Source organism: Pseudomonas sp. 10-1B (assembly GCF_000935045.1).
Taxonomy (GTDB): Bacteria; Pseudomonadota; Gammaproteobacteria; order Pseudomonadales; family Pseudomonadaceae; genus Aquipseudomonas.
This window is the reverse complement of the sequence record NZ_JYKS01000005.1, coordinates 57471-71470: the sequence shown is the minus strand read 5'-3', so window position 1 is coordinate 71470 and position 14000 is coordinate 57471. Positions and strand designations below refer to the sequence as shown.

The 14000-nt window shown below is 61.9% G+C and carries 13 protein-coding genes and 1 tRNA gene; 5 read left to right on the top strand and 9 right to left on the bottom strand.

The features are described from left to right. Positions 1-75: 75 nt before the first annotated feature. From ychF to TZ03_RS04015, 9 genes are all read right to left on the bottom strand, one after another. The gene (gene ychF / locus TZ03_RS04055) at positions 76-1176 is read right to left on the bottom strand and encodes a redox-regulated ATPase YchF (RefSeq protein WP_051095898.1); all 1101 of its coding nucleotides are present in this window, start codon (positions 1174-1176) and stop codon (positions 76-78) included. Between the two features lie 24 nt (positions 1177-1200). Continuing rightward, a complete protein-coding gene (pth, locus tag TZ03_RS04050; protein WP_051095896.1) occupies positions 1201-1785 on the bottom strand; it encodes an aminoacyl-tRNA hydrolase in 585 nt (194 codons plus the stop codon). Between the two features lie 79 nt (positions 1786-1864). Continuing rightward, complete coding sequence (locus TZ03_RS04045) at positions 1865-2458, bottom strand: 50S ribosomal protein L25/general stress protein Ctc (RefSeq protein ID WP_051095894.1); 594 nt, start codon at positions 2456-2458, stop codon at positions 1865-1867. A gap of 121 nt (positions 2459-2579) precedes the next feature. Continuing rightward, a complete protein-coding gene (locus TZ03_RS04040; RefSeq protein WP_003247410.1) occupies positions 2580-3521 on the bottom strand; it encodes a ribose-phosphate pyrophosphokinase in 942 nt (313 codons plus the stop codon). Between the two features lie 48 nt (positions 3522-3569). After that, a tRNA-Gln gene (locus tag TZ03_RS04035) sits at positions 3570-3644 on the bottom strand. A 20-nt stretch (positions 3645-3664) separates the two neighbouring features. After that, on the bottom strand, positions 3665-4525 hold the full coding sequence (ispE, locus tag TZ03_RS04030; protein ID WP_051095892.1) for a 4-(cytidine 5'-diphospho)-2-C-methyl-D-erythritol kinase: 861 nt from the start codon (positions 4523-4525) through the stop codon (positions 3665-3667). A 4-nt stretch (positions 4526-4529) separates the two neighbouring features. After that, entirely contained in the window at positions 4530-5147 is a 618-nt protein-coding gene (lolB, locus tag TZ03_RS04025; RefSeq protein WP_051095891.1) for a lipoprotein insertase outer membrane protein LolB, read from the bottom strand. A gap of 4 nt (positions 5148-5151) precedes the next feature. Further along, a complete protein-coding gene (locus TZ03_RS04020; protein ID WP_051095889.1) occupies positions 5152-6873 on the bottom strand; it encodes a tetratricopeptide repeat protein in 1722 nt (573 codons plus the stop codon). 1021 nt (positions 6874-7894) lie between these two features. Continuing rightward, entirely contained in the window at positions 7895-8254 is a 360-nt protein-coding gene (locus TZ03_RS04015; RefSeq protein ID WP_051095887.1) for a hypothetical protein, read from the bottom strand. Between the two features lie 939 nt (positions 8255-9193). Between TZ03_RS04015 and hemA the strand changes: the two genes are divergently transcribed. Genes hemA through murI form a run of 5 tightly spaced genes read left to right on the top strand, consistent with a single transcriptional unit; the run spans position 9194 to position 13919 of the window. Further along, the gene (gene hemA / locus TZ03_RS04010) at positions 9194-10471 is read left to right on the top strand and encodes a glutamyl-tRNA reductase (protein ID WP_051095885.1); all 1278 of its coding nucleotides are present in this window, start codon (positions 9194-9196) and stop codon (positions 10469-10471) included. Beyond that, positions 10468-11550, top strand: coding sequence for a peptide chain release factor 1 (prfA, locus tag TZ03_RS04005; RefSeq protein ID WP_051095883.1), 1083 nt, complete (start codon positions 10468-10470; stop codon positions 11548-11550). Before hemA ends, prfA begins: the two co-directional genes overlap by 4 nt. After that, entirely contained in the window at positions 11550-12380 is an 831-nt protein-coding gene (prmC, locus tag TZ03_RS04000) for a peptide chain release factor N(5)-glutamine methyltransferase (RefSeq protein WP_051095881.1), read from the top strand. Before prfA ends, prmC begins: the two co-directional genes overlap by 1 nt. After that, complete coding sequence (locus tag TZ03_RS03995) at positions 12374-13129, top strand: molybdopterin-synthase adenylyltransferase MoeB (RefSeq protein WP_051095879.1); 756 nt, start codon at positions 12374-12376, stop codon at positions 13127-13129. Before prmC ends, TZ03_RS03995 begins: the two co-directional genes overlap by 7 nt. Further along, positions 13122-13919 carry a glutamate racemase gene (murI, locus tag TZ03_RS03990; protein WP_051095877.1) on the top strand — a complete coding sequence of 266 codons (798 nt, stop codon included), beginning with the start codon at positions 13122-13124 and terminating at the stop codon, positions 13917-13919. Before TZ03_RS03995 ends, murI begins: the two co-directional genes overlap by 8 nt. Positions 13920-14000 lie beyond the last annotated feature (81 nt).

The window sequence follows — 14000 nt, the reverse complement described above, 5'->3', positions numbered from 1 at the left end:
CAAAAACCCCCGTATCGCCTGGCGATCACGGGGGGTTTGAAGTCTTTCAAGTACCGTGGAATTCCACGGCGCCGCTTAGACGTTAAAGCGGAAGTGCATCACGTCGCCATCCTTGACGATGTAGTCCTTGCCTTCCAAACGCCACTTACCGGCTTCCTTGGCACCGCTCTCACCCTTGAACTGGATGAAGTCGTCATAGGCCACCACTTCAGCGCGGATGAAGCCTTTTTCGAAGTCGGTGTGGATAACCCCGGCTGCCTGCGGTGCGGTGGCGCCGACGCGTACGGTCCAGGCGCGTACTTCCTGCACGCCGGCAGTGAAGTAGGTCTGCAGGTTCAGCAGCTGGTAACCGGCGCGGATCACGCGGTTCAGGCCGGGCTCTTCCAGGCCCAGGGCCTCGAGGAACATGTCCTTCTCTTCACCGTCTTCCAGCTCGGCGATTTCTGCTTCGATCTTGTTGCACACCGGCACCACCACCGCGCCTTCTTCCTCGGCGATGGCCTTGACCACGTCCAGGTGCGGGTTGTTGTCGAAGCCGTCTTCGGCCACGTTGGCGATGTACATCACCGGCTTGCTGGTCAGCAGGTGGAAGCCGCGGATGACCGCCTTGTCTTCGGCGCTCATGTTCTTCATCAGGCTGCGCGCTGGCTTGCCTTCGGTGAAGTGCGGGATCAGTTGCTCGAGGATGGCCTTCTGCGCCAGGGCTTCCTTGTCGCCGCCCTTGGCGTTGCGGGCAACCTTCTGCAGCTGCTTCTCGCAGCTGTCGAGGTCGGCGAAGATCAGCTCGAGGTCGATGATCTCGATGTCACGCTTGGGGTCGACGCTGTTGGAAACGTGGATCACGTTCTCGTCTTCGAAGCAGCGCACCACGTGGGCAATGGCGTCGGTCTCGCGGATGTTGGCGAGGAACTTGTTGCCCAGGCCTTCGCCTTTCGAGGCACCGGCCACCAGGCCGGCGATGTCGACGAATTCCATGGTGGTCGGCAGGATGCGGTTTGGCTTGACGATCTCAGCCAGTGCATTCAGCCGTGCATCGGGCATCGGCACGATGCCGCTGTTCGGCTCGATGGTGCAGAAGGGGAAGTTCTCCGCCGCAATGCCAGACTTGGTCAGGGCGTTGAACAGGGTGGACTTGCCGACGTTGGGCAGGCCGACGATGCCGCAATTGAAACCCATGGGTATTCCCCTCTCTAAAGGAAATCAGGCCTTCTGGCTGTGCAGCTCGCGCATCGCCTTGGCGAAGTCGCCGGCAAGCACGTCCGGCAGCACGCCGAGGGCAAAATCGATGCTGGCGTCGAGCTTCTCCTGCTCGGCGCGCGGCGCGCGGCCCAGGACGAAGTTGGAGACCAGTTTGGCGTCGCCCGGGTGGCCGATGCCAAGCCGCAGGCGGTGGAAGTCGTTCTGGTTGCCGAGCTGCGCGATGATGTCGCGCAGGCCGTTGTGCCCACCATGGCCGCCGCCGCGCTTGAGCTTGGCGACGCCTGGCGGCAGGTCGAGTTCGTCATGCGCCACCAGGATCGCTTCCGGCTTGATGCGGAAGAAATTGGCCAAGGCCGCCACGGCCTGGCCGCTGCGGTTCATGTAGGTGGTGGGGATGAGCAGACGAACGTCGTTGCCCTGATGGCTGAACTTAGCCGTCAGGCCGAAATACTTGCGGTCAGCGGTCAACGAGACGCGCTGGGCGCTGGCAATGCGTTCAACGAAAAGAGCCCCTGCGTTATGCCGGGTCTGTTCGTATTCGGGGCCGGGGTTACCCAGGCCGACGATCAACTGGATGGCGGTCACGTCAGGGGCTCTTCCTTGGAGTTGGTGGGTTACAGGGCGCGCGGCACTGTAACCCGATCAACGCCGGCGCGCGAGTGGATTACTCGGCAGCGCCTTCTGCTTCTGGAGCAACGCGTGGAGCGTGAACGTTGGCAACAGCTTTGTCATCACCGTGGGCCAGAGCTACGAACTCTACGCCTTTCGGAGCTTTCAGGTCCGACAGGTGGATGATGGTGCCGACTTCAGCGTTGGCCAGGTCGACTTCGATGAACTCAGGCAGGTCCTTGGCTTCGCAGGAAACTTCGATCTCGGCTTCTACGTGGGAGATCTCGCCGCCTTTCTTGGCCGGGGCTTCTTCGTTGATGAAGTGAACCGGTACCTTGGCGGTCAGTTTCTGGCCAGCAACGACGCGAACGAAGTCGGCGTGCATGATGAAGCCTTTGGCCGGGTGACGCTGCAGGGCCTTGACCACGACGTTTTGCTTGGCGCCGTCGACGTTCAGTTCCAGAACGTGGCTGAAGGCAGCCTCGTTTTCGAACAGCTTGGTGATTTCCTTGGCCAGGATGGTCAGGGACTGGGCGTCCTGGTTACCACCGTAGACAACGGCTGGGATGTTGGCGGAGTGACGCAGGCGGCGGCTCGCACCTTTCCCCAGGTCAGTACGCGCTTGGGCGTTCAGAGTGAATTCGGTCATTTTGTTTCTCCAAAATAGCCCCCCGAGGGCGTTTGCGACCAGCGCCAACGGGGATGGCAAAAAAGCCCCGCCCCAACAACCAGTGTTGGGGCGGGGCGCTTTTCGTCAGCGTGTGTTCCGCTTAGCGGAACATCGCGCTGATCGATTCTTCGTTGCTGATGCGGCGGACCGCTTCAGCGACAACCGGTGCGATATCCAGCTGGCGGATACGGTCACAGGCTTGAGCAGCGGCGGACAGCGGAACGGTGTTGGTCACCACCAGCTCGTCCAGTACCGACTTCTCGATGTTCTCGATCGCGCGGCCCGACAGGACAGGGTGCGTGCAGTAGGCGTAAACCTTGGCCGCGCCGTGCTCTTTCAGGGCTTTGGCCGCGTGGCACAGGGTGCCGGCGGTGTCGACCATGTCGTCTACCAGGATGCAGGTGCGCCCTTCGACGTCGCCGATGATGTGCATAACCTCGGAGTGGTTAGCCTTTTCGCGGCGCTTGTCGATGATACCCAGGTCGACACCCAGGGACTTGGCGACGGCACGTGCGCGCACGACACCACCGATGTCCGGGGAGACGATCATCAGGTTCTCGAAACGCTGGTCTTCGATATCGTCGACCAGTACGGGCGAACCGTAGATGTTGTCGACCGGGATATCGAAGAAACCCTGGATCTGGTCAGCGTGCAGGTCGACGGTGAGTACACGGTCGATACCTACGACAGTGAGCATGTCAGCGACGACTTTGGCGCTGATGGCTACACGTGCCGAACGCGGACGGCGGTCCTGGCGGGCGTATCCGAAGTAAGGAATCACGGCGGTGATTCGGGATGCTGAGGAGCGGCGGAAGGCGTCGGCCATCACTACCAGTTCCATCAGGTTATCGTTGGTCGGGGCGCAGGTCGGCTGAATAATGAAGACGTCTTTACCGCGGACATTTTCATTGATCTCAGTGCTGATTTCACCGTCGGAGAATTTACCGACAGAGACGTCACCGAGAGGGATATGCAGCTGACGTACGACACGCCGAGCCAGATCGGGGTTAGCGTTCCCCGTAAAGACCATCATCTTGGACACGCGCAGTACCTGAAGGCTGAGGGTATACCTGGATGAGTATAAGGAAAATGGCAGGGGCGGCTGGATTCGAACCAACGCATGGCAGGATCAAAACCTGCTGCCTTACCGCTTGGCGACGCCCCTGTATCTGTTGCTGCGAACTCTTATGAGTTCGACTTCTTGACCAGACTTTGCAGCTTGCGATGCAACATCGAAACATTGCTTCCTTTCGCCACAAACCCTGTTTGGGTCACTGAAAGAAGGGCCAGAACTTTATCAGCTTCGGCTTTGCTTGGGAAGGCCCCAAACACACAACTTCCAGTTCCGGTCAGTCGAGCTTCAGTGAATTTACCCAATGAATTCAACGCATTGTGAACTTCTGGGTAACTCTGCTCTACCACCGGTTGGCAGTCATTTCGACTGTTTCCCTCGGGAACGGGGCGCATCTTAAGGGGGAGCGAATCACGTGTCAACTGTGGATGTGAAAAAATTTCTACTGTGCTGACAGACACTTGCGGCACCAGCACGACATACCAGGGCTCTTCCGGGTCGACCGGGGTCAGTTGCTCGCCCACGCCCTGGGCGAACGCCGCATGACCGCGCACGAACACCGGCACGTCGGCACCCAGGCTCAGGCCAAGTGCGGCCAGGCGGTCTTCGTCCCAGTCCAGCTGCCACAGGTGGGCGAGGGCCAGCAGGGTGGTGGCGGCGTCCGAGCTGCCGCCGCCGATGCCACCGCCCATGGGCAGCACCTTGGTCAGCCAGATGTCGGCACCCAGCGTGGTAGCGGATTGTTCCTGCAGCTTGCGCGCGGCGCGCACGATCAGGTTGCTGTCGTGGGGCACCGTCTCGATTTCGCTGTGCAGGCGAATCACGCCATCGTCACGCAGGGCGAAACTCAGTTCGTCAGCGTGGTCGAGGAACTGGAAGACCGTTTCCAGTTCGTGATAGCCGTCGGGGCGGCGGCCGATGATGTGCAGCCACAGGTTGAGCTTGGCCGGGGCGGGCAGGGTGAGCGTTTGCATGCAATCAGAGCCCTAGCTGGCGCGGCTGCCAGTCCTTGACCACCAGGGTCACGTCCAGGTCCTTGCCGTGCAGCTTCAGGCGCTCGGGCAGCCAATAGCCATTCTGCTCGGTGTAGCTCAGGTACTGCACCTGCCAGCCATCCTGGTCGAGGCTGGCCAGGCGGCTGTCGCCGTCCAGGGTCAGCTTGCTCTTGCTGTCGGGGGCGGGCAGGCCGCGCACCCACCAGACCAGGTGCGAAACCGGCAGTTGCCAGCCCAACTGTTCTTCCAGCAGGGCTTCGGGGCTGGTGGCCTCAAAGCGGCCCTGGTTGGCCACTTCCAGCACCACGCCGCCGGGGCGCCCGGTCAGGCGCGCGGCACCACGACCCAGCGGGCCGGCCAGGCGAATGTCGTAGTAGTCCTGGCGTTGCAGCCAGAACAGCGTGCCGCTGCCGGAGTCGCGCGGGGCGCGGATGCCGACCTTGCCGTTGATCTGCCAGCCATCGAGGCTGCTCAACTGCTGTTTATGGGCGCGCCACTGTTGCGGGTCGCCGTGGCCCTGCAGGGCCTCGCGGCTACCGAAACCGGCACAACCGGCCAGCAGGGCGATCAGGGTGAAGGTAATGCAATGGCGCAGGAACATGGCGTTAGAGGGTCTCGGATCCGGTCAGGCGCAGGAGGGTCTTGCGCAGGATGGGGCTGTCGGCCTGGGCTTCGAAGCCCTTGGCCCAGACCTGGCGGGCTTCGCGGCGCTTGCCGTTGGCCCACAGGACTTCGCCCAGGTGGGCGGCCACTTCGTGGTCGGGGAACCTGGCATAGGCCTGGCGCAGGTAGGTTTCAGCCTCGGCGAGGTTGCCCAGGCGGTAGTTGACCCAGCCCAGGCTGTCGAGCACGGCCGGGTCGTCCGGGGTCAGTTGATGGGCCTTGTCGATCAGGGCCTTGGCCTCGACGTAGCGAGTGGTACGGTCGGCCAGGGTATAGCCCAGGGCGTTCAGGGCCATGGCGTTTTCCGGCTCGCGGGCGATGATGGCGCGCAGGTCTTTTTCCATCTGCGCCAGGTCGTCGCGCTTCTCGGCCAGCATGGCGCGGGTGTACAGCAGGTTGAGGTCGTCCGGGTAGCGCTGGATGGCTTGCTGCAGCACCTGGTTGGCCTGGGCGTCCTTGTTGTTGTTGCTGTAGCTTTCCGATTCGATCAGGAACAGCTGGATGGCATAGTCCGGTTGGGCTTCGCGGGCCTCGGCGAGCAGGCGCGAGGCTTCGGTGCCACGGCCGTTGGCGATCAGGATGTCGGCCTGGCGCAGTTGCGCCGGCAGGTAGTCGGGGCCTGGGCCGACCAGGGCGTACTCACGCAGGGCGCCTGCGGGGTCGTGGCGTTCTTCCTGGATACGGCCCAGGTTCAGGTGCGCGGCATCGACATTGCTGTCGCGCTCGATCAGTTCCTGCAGGTAACCCTCGGCTTCGTCCCAGTCCTTGTTTTCCAGGCACACCAGGGCCAGGGAGTAGCGCAACTCATCGTCGTCGGGGTATTGCTGGACCAGGCTGAGGAACTCGCCCTTGGCGTCGGCGATGCGGTCCTGCTCTACCAGGGTGCGGGCGTAGGTCAGGCGCAGGCGCTTGTCGTCCGGGTTGTCACGGATCGCGCCGCGCAGCAGTGGCAAGGCCTCGGAGCCGCGGTCCAGGGCCTGCAGCAGACGGGCGCGCAGCAGGACCGGGGCGATTTCGCCGTTTTGCGGCGGGTGCGACTCGAGCAGTTCCAACGCCTCTTCGGGCTTGTTGTCCTGGTTCAGCAGCAGGGCCTTGCCGAACACCAGTTGGCTGTTGTCCGGGTACTTGACCAGCAGGCGGTCGAAGCTTTGCAGCAGGCCGTCGCGGGTGCTCTGGTCGGTTTCGGCGGCAGACAGGGCGAGGAAATCGAAGTGAGTGTCGCCTTGGCCCTGCAGCACCTTTTCCATGTACGTCATGGAATCGTCGTAGCGGCCAGCGCGGGCCAGCTGGATGGCGGCGGCGCGCTGGGCGTCGAGGTTCTGCGGGTCGTTGCGTGCCCAGACCAGTGCATTGTCCAGGGCCGGCTCGTCGGCGCCGAGGTATTCGGCGATGCGGTAGGCGCGTTCGGAAACCCCCGGGTCCTGGGTTTTCTCGGCCTGGTCGGTGTAATTGGCCAGGGCGATGTCGAAGCGGTTGCGCTGGCCGGCCAGTTCCGCCACCAGCAGGCTGTAGAGTGTGTCTTGTTTGAACGAACCATACACCACGGGCTTCTCGGCCTCAGCCTTGGCGGCATCGGCAACGGGAGACTCGGCCTTTTGCGGGGCCAGGCTCTGGCAGCCCTGGAGCAGGGCGAAGGCAAGCAGCAATGCGTATGGTTTGTTCATAGAAGGCTTAATAGGAGGACTCACCGGCGGTCGCAGCATGATGACACAAGCGCGGGGGCAAACCCACCTGTGTGGTGTCTGGTTAACTGCGACCTTTGTGGTGGGAGAGGATTCCGTGATGTGGTGGCTGTGCCGGGTGTTTGGCTTGGGTTTTTTGGCGGTTTATGAGGTCGAGCGCAGATGGTGTAAAGGCGGACACCCGCGAAGCGCACCACTGCGTGGCGTTTACCCCAGAGCAGATGGTAGACGCCCTGCCGTAGCTCTCCGGCTGACGTTATTCTCACGCTACCAGCTGCGGCTTGGGTCCAGGGTATGCAACCAAATGCGAAATAGAATAAGTGCTCCGATAAGTGTTGGGTGCATAGCCCCTAAGACGATCAGAGTGCGCTTCATGCGTATAGGGAAGCTCGTGACCTCATCAAGGTCAACTAAGCCTTTTCGCGCATATATCTTTGGTGCTGTTAGTAGTATTGATATTGAGAGTGTGCGCATTACCTTGCCAATAAGGCCTGCTTGTGAAAAGGTTTTTTTATTTCCGCTCACGAATGCGCTATTCGGTAGTAGTGATTCGATCCTGCCAAGATGATAGATTGATATGTAGAGCGATGCGCAAAGCGTGATGGTCATGGCGGCCAAAATTATAAATGCAACAATGCCCACAGCAGTACTCATTGGCTGCCTACCTTTTCATACAGTACTTCGCCGAGCGCTTCCCCTACAGCACCGCCAAGCATGCTTCCTCCCGTGGCTCCCGCAGCTCCACCAATAACAGCGCAGAGGAGTGCGCCTGTACCGGCTGTTGGCACGCCAAGAGCGAGACAAATACTAGTGGCAATAGTACCACCGTAGCTTGCTGCTATCCCTCCCCCGGCGACACTGCCTGTCAAGGAAGATCCATGGACGTATTTAGCTCTTCTACACTCATTATCGCGGCCAACGGTACAGGCTTTTGTAGGAAATATCCCCTCGTTACGTTGCCACGTCAGGCCCCCGATTCGGGGCAAGTCGTATCGGCATGAAGTCATAGATAATGCGACAGCATCAGTGCAATGAACAAGGTGATGTGAATAATCCATAGGGTTAACAAAATGCGCTTTTCGCGGAGGGGGAAATTTTTTATTTCCTCAATTTCAGCGTAACCCCTGTAAATGAAGATTTTGGGTATGGCCAACAGTGTTGCAATCTGACCGGTTCTTATTGTTTTGCCCAAGAGTCCGGCGTGCTGGTAATTTTTGATGTTGTCAGATACGAGGCGAGAGGTGGGCAGGAAAGATTCAAAATGCTCGGTGTATTTGTGTGAAATAATAATCTGCGCGCTAGTCGCAATTAACATTGATGTAATTAGGATCAGCGCGATCAGTCCTGGCTCTATGTTAGTCATTTTGAGAGCTCGTGATACAAAAAGTCACCTAATACCTTAATGCCAGTCAGTTAAGCCATTTGGGGCCGCTGTGCGGCCCATCGCAGGCAAGCCAGCTCCCACAGGGGCTATGCAAAGCTTGAGACCTGCGCGGTACCTGTGGGAGCTGGCTTGCCTGCGATGGGCTGCACAGCAGCCCCAAATGTACCTTATAGGCTTAACTGACTGGCATTAACCTAATACGTCGCCTTTTTCTCCTGCGAAATCACCGGCTAACTTCGCCCCGGCAGCGCCACCGATGACCGCGCAGGTGAGTGCCCTTAGTCCGGCAGTCCCTACTCCTAGCCGCACATACTGCGGGTGCAACAATATTCTCTCCTAGATAACCGCCTACAGCGCTACCAGCCAGACCTCCAGCTAATGATGCAGAGTTTACATATGCAGCTCGCTCCCGGCCGGCGTTGCCACTCCTCGCCATGGCCCTGCTATGACTCGTCGCGGCGCATTGGCCGAACACCCAAGCCACTCGCCAAGAGAACGTATTTCCGAGGTAGGACACTAGGCACCGATATCGGCGAGGGCAACAGAGGGGGCTGTATTTGGGAAAGGGACTACAAGATTGTGGGTAACTTCACTGTGGGTATGTCGAAAGACTTCATTGATAGGTGTTTTTTGTGGGAAATATTACCTGCCAGCGGTTCAACCGCTCGGGGCGAGCTGCGCGGTGGGGCAGAGGTCGGAAAAGAAATTGGCTGAGCCTGCGCTGGCCTCTTCGCGGGCAAGCCCGCTCCCACAGGTTTTGCGCTTGCCTCGGCTGCGGCGTTTCGCCGGGCGGGGTGTGGACAGGGGCTCTCCGGGGCCGGGGCGGCCCGGGCTATCACGACAATAGCGAACGGTGGTTGTCCTCAAACCTGCGAAAGAGGACAATTATCGGCTTCCCGTCACAACCAGCGATCTTGCATGGCCTTTCTTGCACTTGGTATCAACCATAAGACTGCCTCGGTAGACGTACGCGAGCGCGTGGCGTTTACCCCAGAGCAGCTGGTCGACGCCCTGCAGCAGCTCTGCCGACTGACGTCCAGCCGCGAAGCGGCGATCCTGTCGACCTGCAACCGCAGCGAGCTCTATATAGAGCAGGACCACCTGTCCGCCGACGCCGTGCTGCAATGGCTGGCCGACTATCATCGCCTCAGCCTCGACGAGCTGCGCGCCAGTGCCTACGTGCATGAAGAGCATGACGCCGTGAAGCACATGATGCGGGTGGCCTCGGGCCTGGACTCGCTGGTCCTCGGCGAGCCGCAGATCCTCGGCCAGATGAAGTCCGCCTATGCCGTGGCCCGCGAAGCCGGTACCGTCGGGCCGTTGCTCGGGCGCCTGTTCCAGGCCACCTTCAGCGCCGCCAAGCAGGTGCGTACCGATACCGCCATCGGCGAAAACCCGGTGTCGGTGGCGTTTGCTGCGGTCAGCCTGGCCAAGCAGATCTTCGCCGACCTGGGACGTAGCCAGGCGCTGCTGATCGGCGCCGGCGAAACCATTACCCTGGTCGCCCGCCACCTGCACGAGCAGGGCGTGCGCCGCATCGTCGTGGCCAACCGCACCCTGGAGCGGGCCAGTATCCTTGCCGAGCAGTTCGGTGCGCACGCGGTGCTGCTGGCCGACATCCCCCAGGAACTGGCCAACAGCGACATCGTCATCAGCTCTACCGCCAGCCAGTTGCCGATCCTGGGCAAGGGCGCGGTCGAGAGCGCGTTGAAGCAGCGCCGGCACAAGCCGATCTTCATGGTCGATATCGCCGTGCCACGCGATATCGAAACCGAGGTTGGCGAGCTGGACGACGTCTACCTGTACACTGTCGATGACCTGCACGACGTGGTGGCAGAAAACCTCAAGAGCCGCCAGGGCGCTGCCCAGGCCGCCGAAGAGCTGGTCTCGGTGGGCGCCGAAGACTTCATGCTGCGCCTGCGCGAGCTGGCCGCGGTGGATGTGCTCAAGGCCTACCGCCAGCAAAGCGAGCGCCTGCGCGACGAAGAACTGCAAAAGGCCCAGCGCCTGCTGGCCAACGGTGGCAACCCCGAGGATGTACTGGCCCAACTGGCCCGGGGCCTGACCAACAAACTCCTGCATGCCCCCAGCGTGCAGCTGAAAAAGCTCTCGGCCGAGGGCCGCCTCGATGCGCTGGCCATGGCCCAGGAACTCTTTGCCCTCAACGAGGGCTCCACGGACAAATCCCCGCAATGAAAGCGTCGCTGCTGAACAAACTGGAAATCCTCCAGGACCGCTTCGAAGAACTCACCGCCCTGCTCGGTGATGCCGAGGTCATTTCCGACCAGACGCGCTTCCGCGCCTATTCCCGTGAGTACGCCGAAGTCGAGCCGGTCTACGCTGCTTATAAAGAGTGGCGCAAAGTGCAGGACGACCTCGAAGGTGCCCAGGCGCTGCTCAAGGACAGTGACCCGGACCTGCGCGAAATGGCCGTGGAAGAAGTGCGTGAAGCCAAAGAGCAACTGCTGACGCTGGAGGCACAGCTGCAGCGCATGCTGCTGCCCAAGGACCCCAACGATGGCCGCAACGTGTTTCTCGAAATCCGCGCCGGTACCGGTGGCGACGAGGCGGCGATCTTCTCCGGCGACCTGTTCCGCATGTATTCGCGCTACGCCGAAAAACGCGGCTGGCGCCTGGAAATTCTGTCCGAGAACGAAGGCGAGCACGGCGGCTACAAGGAAATCATCGCCCGTGTCGAGGGTGACAACGTCTACGGCAAGCTCAAGTTCGAATCCGGCGCCCACCGCGTGCAGCGCGTGCCCGAAACCGAATCCCAAGGCCGCGTGCACACCTCCGCCTGCACGGTGGCGGTACTGCCCGAGCCGGACGAACAAGCGGCCATCGAAATCAACCCGGCTGACCTGCGTGTCGACACCTACCGCGCCTCCGGTGCCGGCGGCCAGCACGTCAACAAGACCGATTCGGCCATCCGCATCACCCACTTGCCCACCGGTATCGTGGTGGAGTGCCAGGAAGAGCGTTCGCAGCACAAGAACCGCGCCCGTGCCATGTCCTGGCTGTCGGCCAAGCTGAACGACATGCAGACCAGCGCCGCACAGAACGCCATTGCCAGCGAGCGCAAGCTGCTGGTGGGGTCTGGTGACCGCTCCGAACGCATCCGTACTTACAATTATCCACAGGGCCGGGTGACCGATCACCGTATCAACCTGACCTTGTATTCGCTGGACGACATCCTCAGCGGTGGCGTGGAGGCGGTGATCGAGCCGTTGCTGGCCGAATACCAGGCCGATCAATTGGCCGCTCTGGGGGACTGATGACCATCATCGCCAGCCTGCTGCGCAACGCGCAGCTGCCCGAATCGCCCACCGAGCGGCTGGACGCCGAACTGCTGTTGGCCGCGGCCATCGGCAAGTCGCGCAGCTACCTGCACACCTGGCCCGAGCGTATTGTCAGCAGCGAAGATGCCGAGACCTATGCCGGGTATCTGCAGCGCCGCCGTGGCGGTGAGCCGGTGGCCTATATCCTCGGCCAGCAAGGTTTCTGGAAGATCGACCTGGAAGTAGCGCCGCATACCCTGATCCCGCGTCCGGATACCGAGCTGCTGGTCGAAACCGCCCTTGAACTGCAACCCGCTTCGCCAGCCAAGGTCCTCGACCTGGGCACCGGCACGGGCGCCATCGCCCTGGCGCTGGCCAGCGACCGCCCGGCCTGGCAGGTGACCGCCGTTGACCGGGTAGAAGAGGCGGCAGCCCTGGCCGAGCGCAACCGCCAGCGCCTGGGCCTGGCCAACGCCCAGGTGCGGGTCAGCCACTGGTTCGACAGCCTGGCCGGCGATCGTTTCGACCTGATCGTCAGCAACCCGCCCTACATCGCCGCGGCAGACCCGCACCTGGTGGCTGGTGACGTGCGTTTCGAACCCAGCAGTGCGCTGGTGGCCGGCCCCGATGGCCTGGACGACCTGCGCGTGATCGTCGCCCAGGCCCCTGCGCACCTGTTGCCGGGTGGCTGGTTGTTGCTGGAGCACGGTTACGATCAGGCCGCAGCGGTACGCGCCTTGCTGGCCGAGCAAGGCTTTATCGAGGTGGCCAGCCGTACCGATCTGGGTGGCCATGAACGTATTACCTTGGGGCGCCTGCCATGCTGAGTGATCAGGAACTGCTGCGTTACAGCCGGCAGGTATTGCTGGCCCAGATCGACATCGACGGCCAACTGCGGCTCAAGCAGAGCAAGGCTTTGATCGTCGGGCTCGGTGGCCTTGGTTCGCCGGTCGCCCTGTACCTGGCCGCTGCCGGGGTGGGTGAGCTGCACCTGGCCGACTTCGACACCGTCGACCTGACCAACCTGCAACGCCAGGTGATCCACGACAGTGCCAGCGTCGGCATGAGCAAGGTCGACTCGGCCTTGCAGCGCTTGCAGGCGATCAACCCGGAAATCAGCCTGGTTGCCCACCGCCAGGCGCTGGACGAGGACTCGCTGGCCGCCGCGGTGGCGGCGGTCGACCTGGTGCTGGATTGCTCCGACAACTTCGCCACCCGCGAGGCGGTCAACGTTGCTTGTGTCGCGGCCGGCAAGCCGCTGGTCAGCGGTGCAGCGATCCGCCTCGAAGGGCAGTTGTCGGTGTTCGACCCACGGCGTGACTACAGCCCTTGCTACCACTGCCTGTACGGCCATGGCAGCGAAGCCGAACTGACCTGCAGCGAAGCCGGCGTGATTGGCCCGCTGGTGGGCCTGGTGGGCAGCCTGCAGGCGCTGGAGGCGATGAAGCTGCTGGCTGGCTTCGGCGAGCCGCTGGTCGGCCGCTTGCTGTTGATCGATGCCCTCGGCACCCGTATCCGTGAGTTGCGGGTCAAGCGCGACCCGGCGTGCGCGGTTTGCGGCAAACGCGATGGCTGAGCGCTCGGCGCCGATCGGCGTGATGGACTCGGGGGTCGGCGGTTTGTCGGTGCTTGCCGAAATCCAGCGCCTGCTGCCCAACGAGACGCTGCTGTACGTGGCTGATTGTGGCCATGTGCCCTATGGGGAAAAATCGCCGGACTATATCCGTGAGCGCTGCCGGCGTATTGCCGCGTTCTTCCATGAGCAAGGCGCCAAGGCCATGGTGCTGGCTTGCAACACTGCCACGGTGGCGGCGGTGGCCGACCTGCGCGAGTTGTATCCGGCCTGGCCATTGGTGGGTATGGAACCTGCCGTGAAGCCCGCTGCCGCAGCCACCCGTTCGGGCGTGGTCGGCGTATTGGCCACCACCGGCACGTTGCAGAGCGCCAAGTTCGCCGCCTTGCTCGACCGTTTCGCCAGCGATGTACGGGTCATCACTCAACCTTGCCCGGGGCTGGTCGAGCTGATCGAGACCGGCGACCTGGCCAGCCCGGCATTGCGCCAGTTGCTGCTGGGCTATGTGCAGCCGCTGCTGACCGCGGGCTGCGACACGCTGATTCTCGGTTGCACCCATTACCCTTTCCTGCGCCCGTTGCTGGCTGGCATGGTGCCCGCAGACGTGGCCATCATCGATACCGGCGCCGCTGTGGCGCGTCAGCTGCAGCGGCTCCTGGGCGCGGGTGACCTGTTGGCCCGAGGCCCGGCCCGCGATACCCGCTTCTGGACCAGCGCCGATCCGCAATTGCTCAGAAAAATCCTACCTGTGCTGTGGCATAAATCGGACGATGTGCAAAGCTTTGCGTTGTAAAAAAAACGTGAAAAATAGCTGAACTATCGTACCACTGCCGCTTTCTACCGCTTTGCCTGACATGAGGCGGACACTAATAAA